This is a genomic window from Vibrio sp. B1Z05, assembly GCF_052955985.1.
Genome location: NZ_CP130464.1, coordinates 606,718 through 631,242 on the forward strand (window position 1 = coordinate 606,718; position 24,525 = coordinate 631,242).

A 24,525-nucleotide genomic window follows, 5' to 3' on the forward strand; every position below is an offset into this window, starting at 1 on the left:
GCGTCCTTATACAATTTGCAGTTTTAAACGAGACAAAACCGTATCTGTGTCTAGCTGATACAAGGTATCTAACAAGTTCATTTGCAGTGAACCAGGACCGGCTGATTTCTCAGCGGCGATTTCACCTGCCACCCCTAAAATAGCGGTAGCGGCAACACCTGTCACTTCGCCAATGGCAGCAAATGCACCCGTGATCGCGGTGTGCGAACAGCCCATACCCGTTACATAAGGCATCATTTGATGACCATTATCGAGCTTATAAGTGGCTTGCTTAGTCACGACATAATCACTCGCGCCAGAGATCACCACGTTTGCGCCATAGTGCTCAACGCAGAACTTGGCGGCGTTGACCGCAGAGTCGCTGCTATCCAGTGCATCCACACCTTTTGATTGCGCTTGTTCACCGGCCAAAGCAATGATTTCTGAGGCGTTACCACGGATAATCAATTGGTCGGCTTGCTCGGCAATTTGACGCGACACTTCGGTGCGAAGCGTACTTGCGCCGCAACCGACAGGATCAAGAATGACCGTTTTACCGTTGATATTGGCTTGCTCTACTGCAAACAACATCCGTGGGATCCATACACTGTCTAGCGTACCAATATTGATCACTAAGCTGCCTGCAAAGCTCATCATTTCGGCCATTTCTTGCGCCGAATGCGCCATAATTGGCGAAGCACCAATAGACAACAAGGCGTTTGCGGTGTTGTTCATTACCACATAGTTGGTGATGTTTACCACTAGCGGTTTACTGTCACGCAGAGTTTGTAAACTGGCTGCTATTTGATTTTTATCCATTGTCTAATCACCTTATGTAATGGCGTTACAACCTTATTTAAGCACGTTGTAACCTTGCTCCCAAAACGCAATTTCCATACGAGTGGCCGTTCTAAATATCTCAATAAGCTCTTTGCCACGAGCACTATCAAGCTCAATATCTTTGATAAGATCATCAAGATTGGCCGTGCATTCTACCACTGATTGCTGAAACTCTTGGTCAGAATACATTTCCAGCCAACTGCGATACGGATTGCCTTCTAGTTTGGTGCTCTCGCGACCAATCAAGTTCTTGCCAATCACCCCGTAACCGATGGCACAAGGCGCTAACGCTGTGTACAAATCCGTCAGATCGCCGGCACTGCCTGTATCCAGTACGTAGCGAGTGTAAGCGACCGTACCGAAATCTTCGGTTTCCGCTTCCATCTCTTGCTCACTGATGCCCCATTTCGCACAAAAATCAACATGATGACCAATTTCAGCATCCAGCAGTGCATGCAAACTGGATAACGCACTGCGCATCTGAGTCAGATTTTTGGCTTTATAAATGGCGAGTGCATACGCTCTTGAGTATTGGATTAAAAACAAAAAGTCTTGCTTTAAATAGTGTAAAAATACTTCATGCTCAAGAGTGCCGTCAGCAAGCTGATGTACAAAATCATGCTCAATATAACCTTGCCACTCTTGCTGACAAGCTTGAATTAGTTGCTCTGTATTCATTGGACTGCCTTAAAAACTAGGTAGGTAGTTGGCACTGTTTGGCACGCTACCAATAATTTTATTGTCAAACATAAACTGTGCGTAGTTGTCATAACGCTGGCGATCGACCGCTGCTGGACGCAGAGCAAATCGAGTTAAAGTGTCTTCCCATGCGCGGCGGTTAAGCTCGTTGTTTAGCGTATCTGGTTTGTACGCAACAAACTCTTTCCATGCTTGCTCTGGGTGATTGACAATATATTGTGTCGCCAGTTCAATTGCGTGGTTAAAACGTTTTAACGCATCTGCGTCATAGCTATTGGCATTAGCCACAAAAACCAATTCATCATAAGCCGGTACGCCATGCTCTTCAGGGAAGAACGCTTTCGCTTTATAGCCTTCAATAGCCAATTGGTTGGTTTCAAAGTTTCTAAATCCGCCCCAAATAGCGTCTACTTTTCCAGAAGCTACCGACGACGACAGCGCCCAACCTACGTTTACAATTTCAACGTCTGAGAATTTCAAACCCGCTGAACGTAACATAGTGCCGATGCTCGCCTCTTCGTTGCCAGCAATGGCAATACCCACTTTTTTACCTTTCAGATCTTTGAGTGAGTTAATTTTACCGTTGTCGATCACCATCATGGTGTTTAGTGGCGTTGAAACCAAAGTACCGCTGCGAATCAAAGGCAGTCCTGCCGCCACATCAATGGTCAGCGTTGGCTGATAAGATACCGCAAGATCGATTTTGTTTGCCGCCACCAATTTAGCTGGAACGCTAGGATCAGCCGGCTCTTGAATATTCACTTTTAAGCCTTGCGCTTTAAACAAACCGCGCTCTTGGGCGATAACAATTGGGCCATGGTTCGGGTTCACAAACCAATCTAACATTAGCGTAAGTTCTTTGTCTTTGGCTTTTGCGCTGTCACTTGCAAGTGATAATGGGCTAAACAAAATAGAAGTCGTTGCAAGTAACGCAAACAGCGTCGAGATAAATCGTTTCATTAGGGTTCCTTTTCCTTGAAATAACATAGTCATGGGTAATAAAGTTATTAATTAAAAATCAATTAGATAAGTATCACTATCTGGAATAGTTTTTATAATGTTTAAATCATGCATAAAGTGGCTATAGTCGTCATAACGCTGCTGGTTTATAGCCGAGGGACGCAACGCAAAGCGCGTTAACGTATCCAACCAGGCTCTGTGATTTAGTTCGTTGTCTAAGGTGTCAGGGTTGTAAGCCACAAACTCTTTCCACGCTTGCTCTGGGTGGTTCACAATATATTGAGTGGCTAACTCAAGGGCTTTATTGAAACGAGCAATAGCGTCTTTATCATAGTGCTTAGCATTGGCTACAAACATCAGTTCATCGTAGGGAGGAATGCCATGTTCTTCTGGATAAAAACTTTTTGATTTAAACCCTTCAAGCTCTAGCTGATGGGATTCAAAGTTACGCATTCCGCCCCAAATAGCGTCAACGCGCCCCGAAGCCAACGATGAAGAAAGTGCCCAACCAACATTCACAATTTTGATGTCAGAAAAATCCACGCCTTCATTTTTTAGCATGCGACCAATAATGGCCTCATCAGAACCCGATACTGACACACCCACAGTTTTTCCTTTTAGATCCGCCAGCGTTTTGATTTTGCCATTATCTAATACCGTCAACGTATTTAGAGGCGTTGCCAGTAAAGTGCCACTCCATACTAGAGGCAGTCCTGAAGCCACATCGATTAAGAACGAAGGCTGATAGGAAATGGCGAGATCGACTTGATTCGCTGCCACCAACTTTGACGGTACACTTGGGTCAGCCGGCTCTTGAATGGTGACCTTAAGTCCTTCTTTAGCAAACAACCCTTTTTGCTGAGCAATCACAATAGGCCCGTGATTGGGATTTACGAACCAATCTAGCATTAATGTAAGGGGTTTATCTTTAGCAAAAACTGCACTGCTAAATAAAAGTGCCACGCCGGCTAATGCGACGCGAAACTGAGTTTTAAATGAAATCATGTCTGTTCCTTACTGACATAAATACAAGCAGTTAATCAAACTGCCATGGAATGAATTTGTTGAGCAATCTGTCGGTGATGAAATACAAGATGACCGAGATCAATGCCAAAATAAACAGCGCGGCAAACATCTCATCTATCATCATTCGAGCGTTGGCTTGTAGCATTAAATAGCCCAAACCTGCGCTAGAGCCTACCCACTCACCCACTACGGCACCGATGGGTGCAACGACTACGGCGACTCGAATGCCAGACGCTAATGCCGGCATTGCCGCAGGCAATCTCACTTGAGTCAGTTGTTGCCAGCGAGAGGCGCCCATAGTTTTGCTTAGATCGAGATACCCTTTTGGCGTATTACGCAATCCGTCGTAACAACAGGTAGTCACAGGGAAAAAGATAATCAGCGCCGCCATCACCACTTTTGAGGCGATGCCATAGCCAAACCACAGCATCAAAATAGGCGCAATGGCAAATACAGGAATGGCTTGTGAGGCAATCAAAATAGGTAATAACCAGCGGCGCAAAGGTTCAAACAGCAACATTTGCAGCGCAAACATTAGCCCCATACTTAACCCTAAAATCAAACCTAAGATGATTTCTTGGGAAGTAATAATCGTGTGTTGCCACAATACATCACTGCGCGTACCTAGGCGGTTAAACACTGCCGCAGGCTCTGGCAAAATAAAACTAGGTAAATCAAAAAACGTTACCACGGCTTGCCAAATGCCCAGCACTACTAAGCACGAAACCACCAAGCGAAACACCATAGACGAATTGGCTTTCACGCGACTGGTTAAGCCTTGTTGAACCACGACAGGTTTACTCACCTCGGCCTCCTAATTGCTCAATAATGCTTTGTTGCAGTTGCGCCATTTCCGCGCTAATAAGACGAGGGGCATCCCCGGCAGGCACGGCTACGGTTTCTACATTTTCAGAGGATTGCATCAAATAAATGCGGTCGCTTAAACGAAGCGCTTCTTGAGGATCGTGAGTGATCAACACTACGGTTTTTCCCGCTAACATTTCGCAGGCCAGATCTTGCAAGCGATAGCGCGTTACCGCATCTAGCGCCGAAAATGGTTCGTCCATCAAAACGATGGGCTTGTCTTGCATTAGTGTGCGCGCAAGGGCCACGCGCTGCTTCATGCCGCCGGATAGCTGCCTTGGGTATACTTGCTCTTGTCCCGACAAACCCAGCTTATCTAGCAAAGCACTGGCTTGCTGTTTTCGTTGTGCCTGTTGTGGTTTGGTCAGTTTTGTAGAAGCGAATCGGTCACTAAAGCAGACGTTATCTATTACCGTCAGCCACGGCATTAACAAGTCTTGTTGCGCCATATAAGCGATGGACTCTGACAACGGATTGGCAAAACTGCTGTGGATCGTACCGCTCCAATGCACGTTGTCAGGTAACAATCCCGCCATAAGGCGCAATAGACTGGTTTTGCCACAGCCACTTTTACCTAACACACTGCTCCAACTGCCTTGTTTAAAGGTCAAATTGAGCTGGCTAAATAACGGAGCATCGGCATCAGCAAACTGCAAACTGCCGTTATTAATCACTATGCCTTGCGCGTTCGGTTCAACAACCGGATGAACACTATCTTGAGAAGAATGACTTTGCATGAGTCGATTACTTGGTGCTTAGTGCGTAGAAGTGATGTACAGGACCGTGTCCTTTACCAATATGAAGTTCATCGGCATGCGCAATTGCGTTAGAAATATATTCTTTCCCTAACGAAACCGACTCAATTAAATCCCCTGTTTGCGCCAAATACGAAGCGATCGCCGATGATAAAGTGCAGCCCGTGCCGTGAGTGTTTTGTGTGTTAATGCGCTCTACGGTAAAGGTTTCAACTTTATCAGCGCTGATGAGTAGATCAGTACTGGTTGATTCACTTTCTAAGTGGCCGCCTTTAAGCAACACTGCTTTGCAATCTAACGCGCGCAGATCTTCTATCATCGCCTTCATTTGCAATTCAGTCGTCGGTAACTCTTGATTTAACAAGGTGGCCGCTTCGGGTAAATTAGGCGTAATCACATCAGCAAGTGGCAGTAGCTGAGTCTTTAGAGTTGCAATGGCCGATTGTTGCAGTAATAAATCGCCACTCGTCGCCACCATCACAGGATCAACTACGAGGTATTTAGGTTGGTATTGTTTTAGCTTTTTCACCACAGCTTCAATCAGCGCCGCTTCGGCTAACATGCCTACTTTTACCGCCACCACGTCTAAATCGGTGAATACCGCATCCAGTTGTTGTTCAATAAACTCGGCAGAAATCGGCAAGATACCACTCACACCTTGGGTGTTTTGCGCAGTTAACGCGGTAATCACCGAACAAGCATAACTTCCTGTGGCAGAGATGGCTTTAATATCGGCTTGAATACCTGCACCGCCACCGCTGTCAGAGCCAGCAATAGTAAGGACGATAGGTGTTTTATTTGTTTGAGGCACGAAGACATTTCCTTTTCGTTAGACGAACGAAACCAATGCCTACTGCGCTAGAAAAGTTGAGATCTATAGCTAGAGTGGCGATTAGTTCCCTACGTCAGCACTAACTGAATCAGGTTCAACGGGTTCGCTATTGCGATCTCAGCCTATTGGCTCCCCGACTAATACGATGCAGCGATACTATCAGAGTCCCTATGGTGAGGGAACCCGAAATAAAAGAAATTCAGAGCCTTGACAGTAAATGCCCTGTCTTGACATAAATGATGGTCTCTTGTTCGACGTACGGAAAGTGTTGGCTCATGTGCGGACTGCGCATCCAAGTGAGTTTTGGATAATGACCAAACTCATCTCTAAACTCTCCACTGAGCACCAAAATCTCTTCACCACCAAAATGAGAATGTGGTTGGAACCGCTCACCCTTGGGCCATTTGACCAATGCTATATGTTCGTGTTCAAAATCATGTAAAGGCATCACTTGCAATCCGCCTACTCCGGCATGCCACTGCGCATTGTGGGTATCAATGCGCACTGTAAGCCTATCTCGAGCATCAAACTGATTGAGCTTTACCAATAATACGCATCCTTCTTTACTAAAAGGGGCATGTTGACTTGCAGGAGGATTGCGAAGATAGGTGCCTTGCGGATAATCACCAAATTCATCAGAAAATACCCCCTCGAGTACCAAAATTTCTTCACCCAAGGGATGTCGATGCGTAGCAAAATGCGATCCTGGCTCATATTTGACGATGGAGGTAACGTGCCCAGACTCTTTTGCTTCGCGCTCTAACGGCTTTCGGCTAACGCCTAGCGCCGGACTACTCACCCATGCCATGTTTTCGGTATTTATTACCACTGTTTGGCTAACATCCATATTCAACATAATCAATATTCTCGTGTTAATAGACAAGGCTATTGTAAGAATAGTTGGCAACTCGTTATTAGATAGTTGATAAGTTCGTGCTATACGACCTCAAAGTAATGAAAAATGAGTTTTAATTACACCTTTCATGTTTTAGCTCAACAAAATCATTACGATAGCGACTTGCTATTTTTAAAATCTATATTCCCAACCATTGTCATCATGCTTGTAATTTGATGTTATCCAGACCAATCTAATAGCCCCGCGTGATAAAAATGTTAAACCTAATAACCCTAGAACATGGTAGCGGTGGAAAAAAAATGCAGTCTCTTATCCATGAGCTGTTTCTACACCACTTCGATAATGAGCAGCTTAACTCTCAAGAAGATCAGGCCAGAATTCCATTCGATACCCTTATTGCGCAAGGCGATCGTTTAGCCTTTACCACCGACAGTTTTGTGATTGACCCTATTTTCTTTCCCGGTGGCAATATTGGCAAACTCGCCGTATGCGGCACGGTGAACGATCTCGCCGTTGGTGGCGCCATTCCCAAATACCTGAGTGTCGGCTTTATTCTTGAAGAAGGACTCCCTATTCAAGACTTAGAACAGATCGTCATCGCAATGGCACAAACCGCGAAAGAAGCAGGAGTCACCATAGTAACTGGTGACACTAAAGTGGTCGCTAAAGGCGCTTGCGATAAAATCTTTATTAACACCAGCGGTATCGGTGTTATTCCAAAACCTCTGCAAATTGGTGCTCGCCAAATAAAAGCCGGTGACAAAATCATCGTCAACGGCACCTTAGGCGATCACGCTGTCGCTATCTTACAAGCGAGAAATGAACTGGCTTTGTCTGGTTCTATCAAAAGCGATTGCGCGCCACTGAATTTATTAACCCAACCTTTGCTGGCTCAACCTGGTGTACACGCTATGCGTGATGCCACCCGTGGCGGCGTAGCGGCGGTATGTAATGAAATCGCCGACATGACCAAACTGGGCATGCTCATCAAAGAAACGGCATTACCCCTGCACCCAGAAGTGACTGCAGTGTCTGAAATATTAGGGTTAGACCCATTATTAATGGCGAATGAAGGAAAGGCCGTCATTTTTGTAGAGAGAGCAGAAGCCGACGCTCTATTGGCACACCTGCGCACCCTACCGTATAGCGACAACGCCGCCATTATCGGTGAGGTTGTCGATTCTGTTGAAGGGGTGTTCATTGAAAGTCTTTATGGCGCACGCAAAAAACTATTAATGCCCACTGGCGAGCAACTTCCTCGCATCTGTTAATTTTTCTCACTTTTCAAGGATCTAAATGTAATGAAAAAACTACTTGTTAGCCTGATGTTGTTACCTATCACCTCTTTCGCGCACGATACAGGATTTATCCATAGCCACACTACAGGCCCTATGAGCTTCTCGACCATCGCTCTTGCCGCGCTGCTTTTCTGCTTCTTATACAAAAAACTGTAATCATTCGGAGAGCGAGATGTTTAATTATCAAGCGCTAATGGATTTATGTAAAAAAAGATTAGATAAACTGTCAAAAATGCCGGCTTTAAAATCCACGCCTCTGGTGGACAATATCGAGCAATCTGGCATTAATCGCCGTGAGTTTATGAAATGGTCATCCCTCACCGCCGCCGCTCTCGCCTTACCTATGGAATTTACTCCAATGGTGGCAAAAGCGGCTGAGCTTGCAGACCGTGTGCCTTTGGTTTGGTTACATTTAGCCGAATGTACCGGATGTTCAGAATCACTACTGCGCGCCGATACTCCAAGCCTCGACACCCTTATTTTTGAACACCTATCCCTTGAGTATCACGAAACCATTATGGCGGCGGCGGGCTGGCAAGCAGAAGAAAACCTTGAGCACGCTTTAGAAACCTACAAAGGTCAATATCTATTGGCTGTAGAAGGCGCTGTGCCAACCGCAAATAACGGCACATTCCTTACCGTTGGCGCAAAAGGCAAAACCGGTATGGCTATCTTAAAAGAAGCCGCTGATGGTGCCGCTGGCATAGTCGCAGTCGGAACTTGTTCATCATTTGGCGGAGTACAAGCCGCCGCTCCTAACCCAACGGGAGCAAAAGGCATTCATAAAGTGATTGATAAGCCCGTGGTGAACCTTGGCGGGTGCCCACCTAGTGAGCGCAATATTGTTGGCACATTGATGTATTTCATCATGTTCGGCAAATTGCCACCCCTTGATATTTACAACCGTCCTCGCTGGGCCTATGGCGCTCGTGTACACGATAACTGTGAACGTCGTGGACACTTTGACGCAGGTGAATTTGTCGAAGAATTTGGCGATGAAGGCGCAAAAAATGGCTATTGCTTATTTAAAGTAGGCTGTAAAGGACCTTACACCTACAACAACTGCCCAACGCAACGTTTTAACAGTGGCACCAGTTGGCCTGTATTAGCAGGTCACGGCTGTATTGGTTGTTCTGAGCCCGATTTTTGGGACTCTATGTCAGAGTTTGAAAAACCCCTTGGTCGCCGAGACATTACATCAAGCCTTGATAAAACATCAGATTATATCGGTACCGCTGTGTTAGGTATTTCGGCCGTGGGTATTACCGCGCACGCCGTTGCCAGTGTATTTGCAAAAAAATTGGATGAGGAAGAGTAATGAGTAAACGTGTCGTTATAGACCCAATCACTCGCATTGAAGGTCACTTACGTATTGAAGTCGAGGTTGACGAAAACAACGTGGTGCAAAAAGCGTACTCTTCTTCTTCGCTATGGCGTGGAATCGAAGTTATCTTAAAAGACCGCTCGGTATTTGATGTTGGTTTACTGGTACAACGTATTTGTGGGGTATGTACTTATTCTCACTACCGCGCTGGCACTGAGGCTGTAGAGAACGCTTTAGGCTTAACCATCCCCAAAAATGCCAAATATATCCGCAGTTTGATTCATGCATCACTCAACATCCATGACCATATCGTGCATTTTTATCATCTGCATGCACTGGATTGGGTTGATGTGGTAGCCGCGCTATCAGCCAGCCCAGAAAAAGCGGCTCAAGTGGCGATGCAATATTCTGACGTACCTATTGCGGCGGGCGCCGGCGATCTTCGCGCTACTCAGCAAAAAGTGCAAAAGTTGGTGGATACCGGAAAATTAGGCCCATTTGCTAACGCTTACTGGGGAAATAAAACGTATAAGTTTACTCCTGAACAAAACCTAATTGCACTATCACACTATTTAAAAGCCTTAGAAATCCAACGTATTGTAGCTGAGTTAATGGCCATTTTTGGTGGTAAAAGCCCTCACCCACAATCTCTTGTAGTCGGCGGTATTACATCAGTACGTGACGTACTAAACCCTGCGCGCTTGCAAGAATGGAAAGCTAAGCTAACCACAGTGCAAGACTTTATTGAACGTGCTTACTACCCCGATATTTTGATGGCGGCTGACGCCTATAAAACCGAACCTTCGGTATTAGGCGATGTGGGCGTACCTAACTTCTTAACCACTTCCGAGTTTTTCACTAAAGGTGAAACGCATCTCTTTCAAAGCGGCGTAATTAAGAATAAAGATCTCAGCCAAGTGTTTGATCTTGACCCAATGCTAATAAAAGAAGATGTCACCCACTCTTGGTACAAAGGTGAACAACCACTGCATCCGTTTGATGGCGAAACTGAGCCAAACTACACCGGAATGAAAGAGCGCGATACCGTTTACGGCAAGCTCCCTACCCTAGACCAAGACGGTAAATACAGCTGGGTTAAATCACCACGTTATGACGGTCAACCGTTTGAAGTGGGTCCATTGGCTTCTATGGTAGTGAACTACGCCCGAGGCAATCAAGTCGTTGTCGACTCTGTTAACGATTTCCTTAATGTTACCGGACTGCCTGTAACAGCGCTGTTTACCACATTAGGACGCACTGCCGCACGTATGTTGCAAACTCGCATCGTAGCCGATAGCGCTTTTGAAACTCTGCAAGCTTTGATTGATAACATCATTGTCGATGAAGAGACCTATCGTAAACCTGACCTTAGCAAAATACCGAGTGAGAGCGAAGGCTACGCCATGCTTGAAGCGCCGCGCGGCATGCTCAGTCACTGGATTCGCATCAAAGACGGCAAAGTCGCTAATTATCAAGCGGTGGTACCTTCGACATGGAACTCAGGTCCGGTTGACGCCAATGGCAATGTTGGTCCTTACGAAGCCGATCTTATTGGTTTGAAACTTGAAGATCCGAAGAAACCACTTGAGGTCATTCGCGTGATCCACTCATTTGATCCTTGTATGGCTTGTGCAGTACACGTGATGGATTTCAATGGCAATGAATTGAGCCAATTTGAAGTCAAACCAACAATTTAAGTGGGGCAATAACATGGCTAATAACAAAGTACAGTATGCGCGAGAGGTCACTTTTAGTGCCGCTATCCGCATTTGTCACTGGTTACGCGTAGTCTCAATTGGCACATTGGCAATTACGGGTTTCTATATCTCTTGGCCTTTTTTAGTATCGCTAGGAAGCTCAGATTTGCTTGTACAAGGCTGGGTGCGTTTTGTGCATCAGGTATTCGGTTTTATCTTAGTCTCTATCACTATGATCAGAACCTACTTGTTCTTCTTTAGTCGCAACGATATAGAGCGCCGCTCCTTTTTTGACTTATTTAAGATAAAGGCGTGGATTTCGGTCATTAAAGCCTACACCTATCAAGGACCAAAAGAGAAAAACGGTGCCTACAATGTATTGCAGTTTGTCACTTATTTCTTCCTAACGCTGTTGATTATTTTAATGTGTATAACGGGGCTGATTTTATACGCCAACGTCTATCACGATAATCTTGGTGGGCTTATTGCCCCTGCTGCTAATTGGGTATTGAGCCTATTGGCCGATGTCGGTGGCCTGGCGTTTATTCGCACCTTGCATCACGAGCTTACTTGGGTATTTTTGGTCTTCATTATCGTGCACATCTACATGGTAATTTTCACTGCTGTTCGCTTTAAAGTCAGTGCTATTGATCCGATGATTTCAGGTGTTGATTACTATCATCCCGATCACCATGAGCATGGGGATTTTAATAAGTGAGCAAAATCCTAATCCTTGGAATAGGTAACATTCTTTACGCCGATGAAGGTATCGGCGTAAGGTTTGCAGGCCTTATAGAGAAGAAATATCGCTTAGAAAGTGATGTGCATAGCATTGATATTGTTGATGGCGGCACCTTAGCGCATGGCTTGATCCCTTTGCTCAGTCGTTATGATCACGTGGTGGTGGTAGATACCATCAACTCCTCTGAACAACAAACCGGAAAAGTCTATTTTTTCGATTTTGATGCTGTGCCAAATCATATTGATTTTCAAGGCAGTGCTCACGAAGTCGAAATGCTCGCCACCCTAAACATGATGGATATTGTCGGTGACCGACCAAAAACCTTTGTACTTGGCGTGAGCCCTACGGTACTTGAATCAATGAGCTTTGAATTGTCTGAACAAGTACAAGCCGCGGTTCCTGTTATGGAACAAGCTCTGCTTTCGCATTTACAACAACATCAAGTCAATGTCACTCAGGTGAATAACCTTACCATTACTGATATTGCGACCTTGTAGTTGCAGCCATGATGCAAACATTTAACCACACTATGATGTATTTCTTTTATCTAGCAAAGGTTTGGCATGATTATTCGATTTAGCTTCTTTACCACTAAAGACATTGCGCTGTATGCCAAGCAATGCAATGCCCTATTGCAACGCAATCTGGTGCATTCTGTGTACCGCGATAAACGGGGCTATCACCTTGAGGCTGTGGGCAAACAAGAACACATCACTGAACTTGCGAGCATGATTGGTGAATCTTTCCCGCTCTCTTGTTGGTTAACTGGCACTGACATTGTGGCGGTTGACGAGTTTAAGGGTAGCCAAGCGCCCTTGAAGATCCCAAGCTCGTCAAAGGCACGTCATTACTGCGAACATTGTAAAGATGAATTAACTCAACCTTGTGAAATATGTGATGCTCAAGTGATAACAGAGCTTGTGATCAATAAACGTCATGTAAGCCTTAGCTCTAAGTGTGACGCTCAACTTGAGAATGAATTGAAACCTGAAATCGACCTGTTTATCGATAATGGGCAGATGCATATAGAACATGATGGTATTACGCAAGCATGGTCAAGGTTAAACGCCATCCGCTTGCAAGATGAACGCTTAGTTTTTGCCAACATAGCGCATCTGCAACAAGCCTGCGTAGTCAATGAGCGCGATCTACAGCTACTGCTTAGTCTTGAAAAACCAAGTTTACGCCTCGCCATAAAGCCTGAATTTATACAGCAGTACAACTTACCTCTGGCTAGCTATGTGGTTTCTTTACCCACCAGCAAATGTGACTACGTACTGGCACAAGCTTGCGCTAAACAAGGTGTTTTCGCGTTTGCCTTACAATGTGGTGATCAGGCTGCGCAATTGCTTAAATTTGGCCAACAAGTCTTATTACATGCCAATGCACCTGAGCCACAGCCACTGATTAGTCACCCTGCTGTGCAATCCTCAATCACCGCCTTGGGTCTCTCTGCCAGTTGGGAAAAAGGGAAACTGTTCATCAAACGCGATCACAATTCCTTGCCCCTACCTCGCCCTTGGCTTAGCGCAGCTTATGCACTAGAAAACATCCGTCAACGTGACCGATTCAGTAAAAAGTGTGCGGTGCTGTTTTTAGACAATCAACAGCCGTCAGGGTTATTACAACGTGCCAACGATACCTCGTCTAATCACTATCAATGGTTATTTGAAGTGCCTCGCCCTCCGCAAGGGTTGAGCTTGACTCAACTGCTCAATGACATCACCGGCAATGATCCAAGCAGTCAGTTATTGGTGGACGACTTTATCTCGTCTAACCCTGAGCTAATAAAAAACGCGCCAGTTACCAATGCTAGCTTGAGCGATATGCTTGGATTGCTGGCAATGATACTGGGCCTAACTGACAGCCAATCTACCTTGCAACAAGGGTGCAATCGCGCCATTGCTCACGTAATGAGCCACCGCTTTGCCACCTTCCCTCGCATTCAATTCGAGTTAGCTTCCGAAGGTGATGCGCTGAGTATAGATTGGTCAAAAGCGTTCCAATCTGTGCTCAGTTATCGCGCTGCTATGAGTGACGATAACACCGTAATCATCGCAGGATTTTTAGACAGCCTTGCCGATTACCTTTGTCAATGGATTGAAAAACTCGACCAACACATTGGCTTTGAAAAAGTCACCCTAGCGGGCAATGAATTTGATAACCCTATTTTTACTGAGATGCTGCGCTTACGTCTGAGTAAAAACGTGGCGTTAGTGCACGAGAACGACTCAGACTTGAAAGAGATGAACCTTGTATTTGGCGCAATGTATGTCGCCGAAAATGCGCAATTGATTAGAGATTAATAAGGGGGATTTATGTGCTTTTCTATTCCGTCAAAAATCACCACTTTGGATGAAACCAATCAACGTGCCGTGGTGGATACGTTAGGTACTGCCAGAGAAGTGGATACCCACTTGATCAGCGAGCCGATTGCCGTTGGCGATTATGTGTTGATTCAATCCGGTCGCGCTGTACAAACCATGCCCGAACAAGCTGCGTTAGAGAGCTTGGAGCTGTATCAAATTATTTTCGATAAGATGCAGAGCGGAGAGATATAACCCATGTCCGGCGTTGGAATTCAATTAACGATTACAGGCCAAGTGCAAGGGGTCGGCTTTCGGCCGTTCATTTGGCAATTGGCAAACGAATTTCAGCTGTGTGGTGAAGTGTATAATAATGCGCAAGGTGTCGTAATTAAGGTGCATAAAACCCACCAAATGAGCGCATTTATTGAGGCCATTCAAGAACGTGCTCCGCAACTGGCGTATATCTCAGATATCAGTCAAAAAACCATTACCACGGCGAATTATCACACATTTACAATTGCCCATTCCTGCTTAGGGGAAATGCACACACAAATTCCGGCCGATGTAGCAACCTGCCAAGACTGTTTAACTGAGTTAAATACGCCAACGGATCGCCGTTATCATTATGCATTGAACAACTGTATTCACTGCGGGCCACGCTACTCAATTATTGAGCGTATGCCCTATGACAGATCCGCGACCACAATGGCCGACTTTGCTATGTGCGAGCCATGTGCCATACAATACCGTGATCCGCAAAATAGACGCTTTCACGCGCAACCTATCGCTTGTAATAAGTGTGGTCCGACGCTCTCTCTATTAAATAATTCCGGAGAAATCATCACTCAAGATGCACAAGCTTGCATTGATGAATGCGTCACGCAGCTAAAACAGGGCAAGATTGTCGCGATAAAAGGCGTCGGTGGATTTCATCTTGCCGTGGACGCCACAAACACTGAAGCAGTGAATCGATTGCGATTAAAAAAACATCGACCACACAAGCCTTTCGCGATTATGGCGCGTGACATAAACGCAATACAAGGCATCGCGTTTGCTGATGAAACAGAGCGAGCACAACTGCAAAGCCCTGCAGCTCCCATTGTTCTATTGCGCCAAAACAAAAATCAATCCAACACCGAACTTGCTCATAATATTGCTCATAACATTGCCCATAACATAACCTTAGACATGCCATTTATCGGCGTAATGTTGGCCAATACGCCCATGCAACACTTGCTTGCCAGTCGTATGCACTCGCCTTTAGTGATGACATCGGCCAATTTAAGCGGCTGTTCGCCTGTTATTGACAACGTGCAGGCTATTGAGCAATTGGGTTCTATTTGCGATTGTATCTTAACTCACCACCGCTCAATTTTACGTCGTTTAGATGACAGCTTAGTGCAGGTCATTGACGGTAAACCCAGCATTATGCGCCGCGCCCGAGGCTATGTGCCACATATGCTTGATTTGCCCAAAGGCTTTGAGCTTTGTGACAGCGTCACCGCATTTGGCGCGGATATTAAAAATGCGCCGTGTTTTATCAAGCAAGGTAAAGCTTTGCTTCTGCCTCACCTTGGCGATGTATCTAACCCTGCTATTTTGGATGAACTGTCACGTAGCCTTACTGACAATCAACAGCTGTTTGCGCACCAGAATCAGCTAATTGTTGCCGATAAACATGCAGGCTATGTGACTCATCAACAAGCTAAGATACTGGCAAATAGCGAAAACTTGCAGTTAGTGAATCATCATCATGCGCATATCGCAGCTTGTTTAGCCGACAATGGCATTGCTAGAGAACACCCGCCAGTACTGGCTTTAGTGCTTGATGGTTTAGGTTGGCACGATGGCAGTCACTCTCAGGCAACGCATTCATTGTTTGGCGGTGAGCTATTTATTGCCGATTATCAGCACTGCCAACACCTTCGCGGTTTGCCTGCTACCCCGCTAATTGGTGGTGATAAAGCGGCCACTCAGCCGTGGCGAAATCTATTTGCTCAGTTAGAGTGTCATGTGGATGATTGGCAGGCTCAGGCTCAAGAAAATCGCCAAGGCAAACCATGTGCGCTATCGCAGTTGCAACAGCAGCCTATAGCGTTATTAAAAAGCGCAATACAAAACAACCTCAACACTCCCCTTGCCAGTAGCACAGGCCGCCTTTTTGATGCGGTTTCAGCGCTCGTTAGCGACTGTTTTGCCGAACAAAGTTTTGAGGGGCAAGCGGCAATGAAACTGGAAGCCTTAGCATGGCACGACTTCACCGAAAATAGCCTTGATCTGAGTGATTTTAAACGGAGTTACCCGAGCCCCAATATTAAGCAGATGTGGCAACAAATCATGTCACTTTATGCGCACCAGACGCCCTCTGCAATTGCATTGTTTTTCCATCGCTATTTAGCGCACCTGCTGTTGTTTTGGCTGCGTCAAGCTCAGGTTCAAGTGCGCAGTAACAAAGTGGTATTAAGTGGCGGCGTGATGCAAAACGCATTATTAACGCGCTTGCTTGTACATGGGTTACAGCAACAACAGCAAGTGCCATTGTGCCATCACAAAGTTCCATGTAACGATGGCGGTATTAGCTTAGGTCAAGCCTTGGTGGCATGGGCGCAGCTTCAGGAGCGCACATAATGCCAAGCGCAACACTAAAATTACAGCATGTAAATGGCATCATTACCCACTGCGAGCCTAAGATAAACTACCCCAATATTGACGCTATTTTGCGCCAACAAAGCGCAAACATGGTACAAAAGCGGCTAAACCTTATCTATCAGCAATGTGGACAAGCACACAATAGCGCTTTCTTTCATGCGCAAGGATACCGTGCATCCATCATGCAGCAGCAGGCGCAAAATCAAGCTTTGGCATTGGAAAAAATCCAAGAGTTGAGCTGGCAGTTGTGGCGTATCCATCAACATTTTTTTGGTCTACAACTTGTTAACCACAAGTCTGTGATGATAAGCGCAACGCAAGCGCAAGATAATGCACTTTTAAGCCAATGCCGCACGCAAATCATGAGCTTTAAATCTCAAATGGCAACCGATTGTTGGCACGATAACAGCCAAGCCAAGCCTATCGCGATTGATTGGCCTATTGAGCAATTAACGTTATGGGACAAACACATTTATCAGCCATTACGCAATGCGTTAACGACGCAAGCATGGGCAAGTTTGTTATGTACACCACAGTTGATTCTAACGCAGTTTGAAAGTGGCCCTAGCGTGCGCCAAGGGCAGCAAAACCCCAACCTTATTGACCGAATTGATGCGTTATGGCTTGAATTACAACAGGCCCGCTTAGAGCTCAATACACCCACCGCATATGCCCCCACTCAACACAAAGACGGCACGGTAGATGCAGTGCGCGGCGCCTTACGTCATCACATAACTTGGCAACAAGATAAAGTGGAACAATACCAAATCGAAGTGCCTACAGTTGGCATTATCCATAGTTTTAGTCGCAGTGTTATTGGGCTTAATTTATCGACTATCGGTAAGGATTTATCCATTTTGTCCTTGTGGGTCCTGAGCCATTTCCCTTGCATGGAGGTGAGTTTGGAATTGTCAGAGGCCCAGTCTAACTGCACTACGAAGGCGCACACACCCTTAAACAAAGTGGCTCATTCATCTAGCCACTGTAACAAGAAATTTAGTGGTAAATAATTCCATGCATGAAATGTCGATTGCGCAAAATATTGTCCAGATAGCACTTGAGCACACCCAAGCGGGTGAGCGTATAGAACAAGTGGTGATCAGCGTCGGTGAGTTATCTGGCATCGAAATTGACGCATTACAATTTGGCTTTAGCGCAGTGACCAACAACACCGCCGCTCAAGGCGCAATATTAACTATAGAAACCGTGCCCGGCAGCATCTTTTGCATGAACTGTCTGGCGCAATTTGATTACCATTCACGCACAGATCCCTGTCCAAAATGCCGACAGCATCAATACGTGGTCATTGAAGGTAATGAAATGAAAGTAAAACATATCGAGGTAAACTAACATGTGTACAGTCTGCGGTTGCGGTACAGAACAAATTGAGGGTCATCAACATGACCACCATTCACATTCGCACGATCATAACCATGATCATGCGCATCCACACGATCATAATCATGGCCACAGCCACAATAACGACAGTGGCGCACAACCTGTCTCTGTAGTTCACCACCACTACCACAATAGTGGCGATGTGCACTTACATATTTATCATGCGCCAAATGCTGTGGGTTCAGAGCAAATAACGCCAAACTCAAATGCGAGTCAACCTACTCACAGTCATGCACATGAGCACCACAGTGCTCCTGCTCATCATTCACACGAGCATCATTCACACCAAAACGCCGAACATCACCATCACCATCACCATGAACATGAACATAGCCATGAGCACACCCCACATCATGCAGGTCATACCTTAGATTATGGTGTTGGCGATGCACATGTGCATGTACCCGGCTTGTCTCAGCAACGAATCATCGAGATCGAGCAAGATATCTTAGGCAAAAACAACCACATTGCGGCGCATAACCGCAGCCACTTTACTGCTGACAACCTAACGGTATTAAACCTAGTGTCTAGCCCAGGTTCAGGTAAAACAACGTTACTCACTGAAACCATTAAACAGATGCAACACGCACACAATATTGCGGTGATTGAAGGTGACCAACAAACGGCCAATGATGCTGAGCGTATCCGCGCGACGGGTGTGCAAGCCATTCAAGTGAATACGGGCAAAGGCTGCCATCTTGATGCCAGCATGGTCGATAAAGCTTATCACCAACTGCAACTGGCGAACGACTCTATCTTGTTTATTGAAAATGTCGGCAATTTGGTTTGCCCTGCTGATTTTGATTTGGGTGAACAAGCCAAAGTTGCCATTTTATCGGTGACAGAGGGTGAAGAAAAACCGCTCAAATACCCAAATATGTTTGCGGCGGCCAAAGTTATGATCATCAATAAAACCGATTTATTACCTTATGTGAATTTTGACTTAGCTCAGTGCATCGAAAACGCACGTAAAGTAAATCCAGAGATTGAAGTGATCTGCCTGTCAGCCACAACTGGCGAGGGAATGGAACGCTGGATCAACTGGATCCTAGGGGATAAATAACATGTGTTTAGGCGTACCTGCACAAATCATTGCCATTGCTGATGCAGAGCAACAACTGGTGACAGTTTCCTTAAACGGCCTTAAACGTGACGTCAATGCGGCCTGTGTGTGGACTGAAACTCCTGAAACCTTACTCGAGCAATGGGTGCTAGTGCATGTCGGTTTTGCTCTAGCAATTGTCAGTGAGCAAGAAGCTAATGAAACCCTTGAACTGATACAACAAATGGGATGCAACGATGAAATTCATTAGTGAATATCGCCAACCTGAAAAAGTCATGGCGCTGGTGAGCACTATCAATGACAAACTCGATAAGCTCGCTCCTACTCGACCACTGCAAATCATGGAAGTGTGTGGCGGTCATACGCATACTATTTTCCGTTTTGGTTTAGATAAGTTGATCAATAAAGGCATTGAGTTTGTGCATGGACCCGGCTGCCCTGTATGTGTATTGCCTCGTCAACGCATCAATGAAGCGATTGAAATTGCCGAGCAAGAAGATGTGATTTTTTGTAGCTATGGCGATGCCATTCGCGTACCCGGAGAAAACGGTAACTTATTGGCGGCTAAAGCGCGCGGCGCCGATATTCGCATTGTGTACTCACCACTAGATGCACTTGAGTTGGCCAAACAGAACCCACAAAAAAACATAGTGTTTTTTGCTATCGGCTTTGAAACGACCACTCCCCCAACTGCACTGACTTTGCAACAAGCCAAACGCCAAAACATCAGCAATTTTTCGGTACTCTGCCATCATATTTTGCTTGAGCCAGCACTGCGTTCTGTATTAGATGACGAAAATGTTCGTCTAGATGGTCTTGTTGCGCCGGGACACGTTTCTATTGTGACTGGGCAACAGCATTATCAGTTTTGTAATGATGAGTATCAGTTGCCAGTGGCAACGGCCGGATTTGAACCGCTGGACTTTTTAATGGCGTTGGAATCTATCGTTGACCAAGTGAGTAATCATCAAGTTAAGGTGGTTAATTGCTACCAACGCGCCGTTTCCGAAACGGGCAATAAAATCGCTCAGCAAGCAATTAATGATGTGTTCACTCTTTCAGAATCAAGCGATTGGCGCGGATTGGGTAATATAGAACACTCAGGGCTGAGTCTAAAACTGGCTTATCAGAGCTTTGATGCATCACTGCGATACCAATTAAACCCCAACCGCATTGCAGAGCCTGAAGGATGTCGCTGTGCCAACGTCATTAAAGGCTTAGCCAAACCGACCGATTGCCCGCTATTTGCCAAAGGTTGTACGCCGGAAAATCCTGTGGGTGCGCTGATGGTGTCTAGCGAAGGTGCTTGCTCAGCTTACTATCAATACAACGTTGAAGCTAAACCAATCACACTAAGTAAGTGATCAGAACTAGCGCAGGAAAAATACTCGAGAACAAGGCAGAATTTTTCGATAAGTAGTTATTCTATAATCAAAAATTCTAACGCCGTTATCGAGCATTTAACAAGCTAGAATGGCTAGTTATTTAGTACGATTGCTATTACCGCATAACCACAGGCACAGGCACAGGCACAGGCACACGCTACGATTAAACCGTATTGATAACCCTAGAGCGGGGTTATCAATACTTAACATCATTATCAATGCTTAAAATCACTACAGCAAAAACACGCCATAGACCGCTACCGCAATAAAGGCTGATTTTGCCGCATGTTGCGCCCACACTTTTGTGGTTGGAATACAGCCAATCCCTACCCCAACTATATGAATAATGATTGAAGCGAGTAAAAACCCTTGCTGAAATAACCAAGGATTATTCAGACCGCCAATCTCACTGCCGTGAGCAAAACCATGCGCCAACGCAAAAAGCGTAATAGGTAAGGCAATGTACCCCAGACGCAAAGGTTTGTTTGGTACCAAAAGTAAACCAAAGAACACTAAAGATAAGCCAATCAAAGATTCAAAATAAGGAAACGGCAGTTGTGTTCTGCCAAGCATAAAACCGACCATCATCAATACAATAAAATACAGAGGTACTCGCCAAAGAGCCTTACCCCCTAAACGAGAACTGGTAATACCGACACATAACATGGCAAATAAATGATCAAGCCCAAACAGCGGATGCAAAAAGCCTGCCTTAAAGCCACTACTCGCGACCAGATGCCCAGTATGAGCGTATGCAGGTACACTCAAACACAATAGAAACAAAACGAATGCGCGCATATATCGCTAACCTATACACAAATGAAAAATGAGGGTCATTGAAGAAGCAATTATCTTTATCAATGAAACGCAGACATGTTATAGCAGATTTTATCGCCCTAGCACGACAGGGATAAGTCGTTGTATCTGTTATGCCGTGGCGACTGCTCAATAACAAGGCAATTCCACACCACTGATTGCACAAACTCCCGCCAGATTGAGTGAAATAGCTTAACCCCATATCGCATTTGCCACCGCTTAGTGAGCCTTATCACACATTCAGCAAATGAATAGAAACTCACTAGTAATACAAAATACAATTTGTTACCGTTTTTGCATTAAACCTTACATATATTAACAAATCCACAAATTTAACCCTTTAATTATTAAGGGTTTGCAGTATTTTGTCCCAACATGGAAGTTTGGTACATTTTGAAATTATCAACAGTTTCACCCTGCATAATAAAGATACGCCATAAGCAACGTGGGATCTCCCTTGTCGAATTTTCTATCGTCTTTAGCTTATTTTTCCTACTGCTATTTACTATTGTCGATTTTGCTCTGTTTGGTTACGTCAAACTCACCATGCAACATGCGGTTCGTGAAGGAGCTCGTTATGCCATTACGGGTCGAATAGATTCCGATCCTGACCAAGAAAATCCTTTGCGAGAAAACGCAGTCCTTACTGTCATAGAACACTCATCCATTGGCATATTAGAAAAAGTGATGGATATCAAAGATATTCGCGTTGAAGACGTTAATGGGCAAAGTGTTTCTGGTTTTGGCTCTCCGGGACAGTTGGTGTCTATCCATCTCGACTGTGAGTGGCACAGCCTTAGTCCCCTCATTATCCCTATTCTGACTGACGGTAAATACAAGTTTACGGTCAGTGCCACTATGAAAAACGAAGAATTTAACGAGCAAGTATAAAGCATGCAGATACGATTCTTTAAAAAGCAGTCCGGTTTAGCCGCCGTTGAAATGACCTTAGTCACCCCTGTGTTGTTGTTACTATTGATGGCAATTTTTGAGTTCACACTCATTTTGCAAGCTAAGAATATTATTCTTAACTTGAGTCGAGAGGGGGCAAGCCTTATCTCACGCGCCAGCAGTTACACCGAAGAAACCGTCATGGACATTATTGCCAACAGCGCCACCCCACTGAATATGCCCCAAGATGGCACCATTATTATCAATCAAGTATCTAGACGTGATAACAATGACGGCGAATTTATCTATATATCGAGACAAGTAAAATGGATGGATTCGGCCATTTCGGCCACCAGCGCAGTCTGGGGCAATTGTCCCTCGTGGAGTGACGTCAATATTGATGACGATAACGAAAATGATGTGCAAGAGTGCAATCTTCCCGATAGTGACGCTCAGATCAAAATTGATGACTTTCCTACCGTCACCATTGATAAGGCACAAACCTCAGTCATCCAAGATGGCGAGTCCACCTATATTGTCGAGGTGTATTACCGTTATACCCCTATTTCTAGTTTTTTACTGAGTAACGATTTCATCATCAGTGAGCGTACATACTTATAATGCAAGGAAGCAAAATGCATAAGCGTTGGATAAAGACCTTAACTCATCAAAAAGGCGCCATCTCATTATTTATGGTTATCTCGCTTCCTTTTATGATAATTTTGGCCGCTTTCACTATAGACACTGGTCGTGCTTATATTGCGAAAACGAAACTGTTTGCTGCAGTTGACGCGGCTGGAATTGCCGCCGCCAGAGTATCCTCGTTAGGTGAAGCCGCCGCAAAAAACGCCGCTCAACGCTATTTTCAGGTCAATTTCCCCAGTGATTATCTAGATACTTCCGCTTTTATTAAAACATGGAGTTTTAGTGTTGATGAATGGGGAAAAGTCACCGTTGATCTTACCGGTCAAGCCAATATGCCCACTATATTAGCCAAACTTGTGGGCATTGATACTTGGACGCTCACCGCTGAATCACAAACCACTCGTCGCACTGTTGATATCTCCTTGGTTGTGGATAATTCCAGTTCATTAAGTGGCGTATTTGATACAGTGAAAACCCGCTCTAAAGAGTTCCTGTCGCACTTTAACCCAACCTATGACCGAGTTGCAGTCACCAAATATGGTTATGGTGCACAAACCGTTGTCGCATTTGATCCTGACGTGCGCCAATACGATGCTGACGCGGTAGAAAAAGCCATCGATGACATGAGCTATAACAACAACTACACCAATACAGCCGAAGGTTTTTATCGAGGTTATGAGCAATTTAGCGTCACTGGCACGGCGTTACCCGCCAATTTAAAAGTGATTGTGCTGTTCACCGACGGTGCCCCCAATACCTTTAGCGCGAATTTTGATATAGATGGCGTAGATAATTTTGCTTCTATTTCCACAACAGGCTCAGCGGCGAAAGGCTTATGGAGTGCCAGCGAAATGGCCAGTCGTATTAGCTATAACATTTGGAACGATTACCAAAACAAATGGGTAACAAAAAGCGCAAGTAACAACTCTGAAGATATTTATCGCTATGTGAACATTTCATCTGATGACAGTTATGCCTCTTTTCCTCTATTAGGTGGACCTAGAGCAGGCAACCAGCCTTACGATGAAAATACACAAACAAGCAACTCTCACAAAAGCAAGTTTCAGCAATTAATTCGCGGTATCTCTCGGGATTTACCTGAAAAAATGGCGTATGCCGCGCGAGCTGATGACATCTATATTTTTACATTGGGACTGGGCAGCTCACTCACCAGTTCAATGGACATCAATGGCAGCAACGTTGGCACAGGTGAAGATATGCTCTACAGAATGGCTAATGATGCCCGAATGGGAGGCGCTAATGGCTATGATGCACAACTTTATCCGCAGCTGCATTTTCAAACCGATCAAACCCAAGGGCTGTATTGTTATGCAGAAGATGAACGCGATCTTGGGCCATGTTTTGACAAGATATTGGACTTTATTACTCGCCTGACTTTGTAATCTGAGAGCACAACAACAATTAGGATAAATTAGACAAGTTACACGTTATAAACTTATTGATTCTATTGCTTTTTTGCCTTTGTTTTTTTGCTAT

25 protein-coding genes, 1 pseudogene and 1 riboswitch are annotated in these 24,525 nt (G+C 45.1%); of the genes and pseudogenes, 17 read left to right on the forward strand and 9 right to left on the reverse strand.

Translation table 11 applies throughout. From position 1 onward, the window contains the following. Nucleotides 1–6 precede the first annotated feature (6 nt). From thiM to QV280_RS15620, 8 genes and pseudogenes are all read right to left on the reverse strand, one after another. A complete protein-coding gene (gene thiM, locus QV280_RS15585; RefSeq protein ID WP_152819981.1) occupies nt 7–798 on the reverse strand; it encodes a hydroxyethylthiazole kinase in 792 nt (263 codons plus the stop codon). A gap of 33 nt (nt 799–831) precedes the next feature. Further along, a complete protein-coding gene (gene tenA, locus QV280_RS15590; RefSeq protein ID WP_152819982.1) occupies nt 832–1,497 on the reverse strand; it encodes a thiaminase II in 666 nt (221 codons plus the stop codon). A 9-nt stretch (nt 1,498–1,506) separates the two neighbouring features. Beyond that, nucleotides 1,507–2,478, reverse strand: a complete 972-nt coding sequence (locus QV280_RS15595) for an ABC transporter substrate-binding protein (RefSeq protein ID WP_152819983.1) — start codon at nt 2,476–2,478, stop codon at nt 1,507–1,509. Nucleotides 2,479–2,529: 51 nt separating this feature from the next. Beyond that, the gene (locus QV280_RS15600) at nt 2,530–3,483 is read right to left on the reverse strand and encodes an ABC transporter substrate-binding protein (protein ID WP_152819984.1); all 954 of its coding nucleotides are present in this window, start codon (nt 3,481–3,483) and stop codon (nt 2,530–2,532) included. 31 nt (nt 3,484–3,514) lie between these two features. Further along, nucleotides 3,515–4,240 (reverse strand): annotated as a pseudogene (locus QV280_RS15605) (ABC transporter permease); the annotation flags it as partial. Between the two features lie 61 nt (nt 4,241–4,301). Further along, nucleotides 4,302–5,105: an ABC transporter ATP-binding protein gene (locus QV280_RS15610; RefSeq protein WP_152819985.1), complete on the reverse strand. Its 804-nt coding sequence runs from the start codon at nt 5,103–5,105 to the stop codon at nt 4,302–4,304. A 7-nt stretch (nt 5,106–5,112) separates the two neighbouring features. After that, nucleotides 5,113–5,934 (reverse strand): bifunctional hydroxymethylpyrimidine kinase/phosphomethylpyrimidine kinase, encoded by an 822-nt coding sequence (gene thiD, locus QV280_RS15615; protein ID WP_367869544.1) that lies wholly within the window; start codon nt 5,932–5,934, stop codon nt 5,113–5,115. A gap of 69 nt (nt 5,935–6,003) precedes the next feature. Beyond that, a riboswitch (TPP riboswitch) is annotated at nt 6,004–6,101 on the reverse strand. Between the two features lie 53 nt (nt 6,102–6,154). Beyond that, nucleotides 6,155–6,811, reverse strand: coding sequence for a cupin domain-containing protein (locus QV280_RS15620; protein WP_023403985.1), 657 nt, complete (start codon nt 6,809–6,811; stop codon nt 6,155–6,157). A gap of 254 nt (nt 6,812–7,065) precedes the next feature. On the opposite strand from QV280_RS15620, the gene hypE reads away from it, so the two are divergent. The 14 genes from hypE (at nt 7,066) to hypD (ending at nt 20,655) form a co-directional block, all read left to right on the forward strand. Then, the gene (gene hypE, locus QV280_RS15625; protein WP_152819986.1) at nt 7,066–8,082 is read left to right on the forward strand and encodes a hydrogenase expression/formation protein HypE; all 1,017 of its coding nucleotides are present in this window, start codon (nt 7,066–7,068) and stop codon (nt 8,080–8,082) included. Between the two features lie 30 nt (nt 8,083–8,112). Continuing rightward, a complete protein-coding gene (locus QV280_RS15630; RefSeq protein ID WP_023403983.1) occupies nt 8,113–8,265 on the forward strand; it encodes a hypothetical protein in 153 nt (50 codons plus the stop codon). Between the two features lie 16 nt (nt 8,266–8,281). Continuing rightward, the gene (locus tag QV280_RS15635) at nt 8,282–9,427 is read left to right on the forward strand and encodes a hydrogenase small subunit (protein ID WP_023403982.1); all 1,146 of its coding nucleotides are present in this window, start codon (nt 8,282–8,284) and stop codon (nt 9,425–9,427) included. Then, nucleotides 9,427–11,130, forward strand: coding sequence for a nickel-dependent hydrogenase large subunit (locus QV280_RS15640; protein ID WP_023403981.1), 1,704 nt, complete (start codon nt 9,427–9,429; stop codon nt 11,128–11,130). The genes QV280_RS15635 and QV280_RS15640 overlap by 1 nt, the downstream gene beginning before the upstream one ends. 13 nt (nt 11,131–11,143) lie before the next feature. Next, nucleotides 11,144–11,848 carry a Ni/Fe-hydrogenase, b-type cytochrome subunit gene (gene cybH / locus QV280_RS15645; RefSeq protein WP_023403980.1) on the forward strand — a complete coding sequence of 235 codons (705 nt, stop codon included), beginning with the start codon at nt 11,144–11,146 and terminating at the stop codon, nt 11,846–11,848. Beyond that, on the forward strand, nt 11,845–12,369 hold the full coding sequence (locus tag QV280_RS15650; RefSeq protein WP_367869545.1) for a HyaD/HybD family hydrogenase maturation endopeptidase: 525 nt from the start codon (nt 11,845–11,847) through the stop codon (nt 12,367–12,369). The genes cybH and QV280_RS15650 overlap by 4 nt, the downstream gene beginning before the upstream one ends. A gap of 66 nt (nt 12,370–12,435) precedes the next feature. Next, the gene (locus tag QV280_RS15655) at nt 12,436–14,178 is read left to right on the forward strand and encodes a Kae1-like domain-containing protein (RefSeq protein WP_152819987.1); all 1,743 of its coding nucleotides are present in this window, start codon (nt 12,436–12,438) and stop codon (nt 14,176–14,178) included. Between the two features lie 12 nt (nt 14,179–14,190). Continuing rightward, nucleotides 14,191–14,433, forward strand: a complete 243-nt coding sequence (locus tag QV280_RS15660; RefSeq protein WP_023403977.1) for a HypC/HybG/HupF family hydrogenase formation chaperone — start codon at nt 14,191–14,193, stop codon at nt 14,431–14,433. Nucleotides 14,434–14,436: 3 nt separating this feature from the next. Continuing rightward, nucleotides 14,437–16,809 (forward strand): carbamoyltransferase HypF, encoded by a 2,373-nt coding sequence (gene hypF, locus QV280_RS15665; RefSeq protein ID WP_152819988.1) that lies wholly within the window; start codon nt 14,437–14,439, stop codon nt 16,807–16,809. Further along, the gene (locus tag QV280_RS15670; RefSeq protein WP_152819989.1) at nt 16,809–17,840 is read left to right on the forward strand and encodes a hypothetical protein; all 1,032 of its coding nucleotides are present in this window, start codon (nt 16,809–16,811) and stop codon (nt 17,838–17,840) included. The genes hypF and QV280_RS15670 overlap by 1 nt, the downstream gene beginning before the upstream one ends. Next, nucleotides 17,830–18,180 carry a hydrogenase maturation nickel metallochaperone HypA gene (gene hypA / locus QV280_RS15675; RefSeq protein WP_205530089.1) on the forward strand — a complete coding sequence of 117 codons (351 nt, stop codon included), beginning with the start codon at nt 17,830–17,832 and terminating at the stop codon, nt 18,178–18,180. Before QV280_RS15670 ends, hypA begins: the two co-directional genes overlap by 11 nt. 1 nt (nt 18,181) lies before the next feature. Then, entirely contained in the window at nt 18,182–19,291 is a 1,110-nt protein-coding gene (gene hypB / locus QV280_RS15680; protein ID WP_152819990.1) for a hydrogenase nickel incorporation protein HypB, read from the forward strand. 1 nt (nt 19,292) lies between these two features. After that, the gene (gene hypC, locus QV280_RS15685) at nt 19,293–19,541 is read left to right on the forward strand and encodes a HypC/HybG/HupF family hydrogenase formation chaperone (RefSeq protein ID WP_023403972.1); all 249 of its coding nucleotides are present in this window, start codon (nt 19,293–19,295) and stop codon (nt 19,539–19,541) included. Beyond that, a complete protein-coding gene (gene hypD / locus QV280_RS15690; protein ID WP_152819991.1) occupies nt 19,528–20,655 on the forward strand; it encodes a hydrogenase formation protein HypD in 1,128 nt (375 codons plus the stop codon). The genes hypC and hypD overlap by 14 nt, the downstream gene beginning before the upstream one ends. Before the next feature lie 252 nt (nt 20,656–20,907). Here the strand turns inward: hypD and QV280_RS15695 are convergent, their stop codons facing one another. Continuing rightward, nucleotides 20,908–21,474, reverse strand: coding sequence for a HupE/UreJ family protein (locus QV280_RS15695; RefSeq protein ID WP_152819992.1), 567 nt, complete (start codon nt 21,472–21,474; stop codon nt 20,908–20,910). 411 nt (nt 21,475–21,885) lie between these two features. Here QV280_RS15695 and QV280_RS15700 point away from each other — a divergent pair, with 411 nt between their 5' ends. The 3 genes from QV280_RS15700 to QV280_RS15710 are packed head-to-tail and all read left to right on the forward strand — an operon-like array spanning nt 21,886 to nt 24,431. Beyond that, nucleotides 21,886–22,383, forward strand: coding sequence for a TadE/TadG family type IV pilus assembly protein (locus tag QV280_RS15700; RefSeq protein WP_240432772.1), 498 nt, complete (start codon nt 21,886–21,888; stop codon nt 22,381–22,383). Nucleotides 22,384–22,386: 3 nt separating this feature from the next. Further along, a complete protein-coding gene (locus tag QV280_RS15705) occupies nt 22,387–23,004 on the forward strand; it encodes a TadE/TadG family type IV pilus assembly protein (RefSeq protein ID WP_152819993.1) in 618 nt (205 codons plus the stop codon). A 14-nt stretch (nt 23,005–23,018) separates the two neighbouring features. Continuing rightward, nucleotides 23,019–24,431, forward strand: coding sequence for a TadE/TadG family type IV pilus assembly protein (locus QV280_RS15710; RefSeq protein ID WP_172972790.1), 1,413 nt, complete (start codon nt 23,019–23,021; stop codon nt 24,429–24,431). Nucleotides 24,432–24,525: the final 94 nt, after the last annotated feature.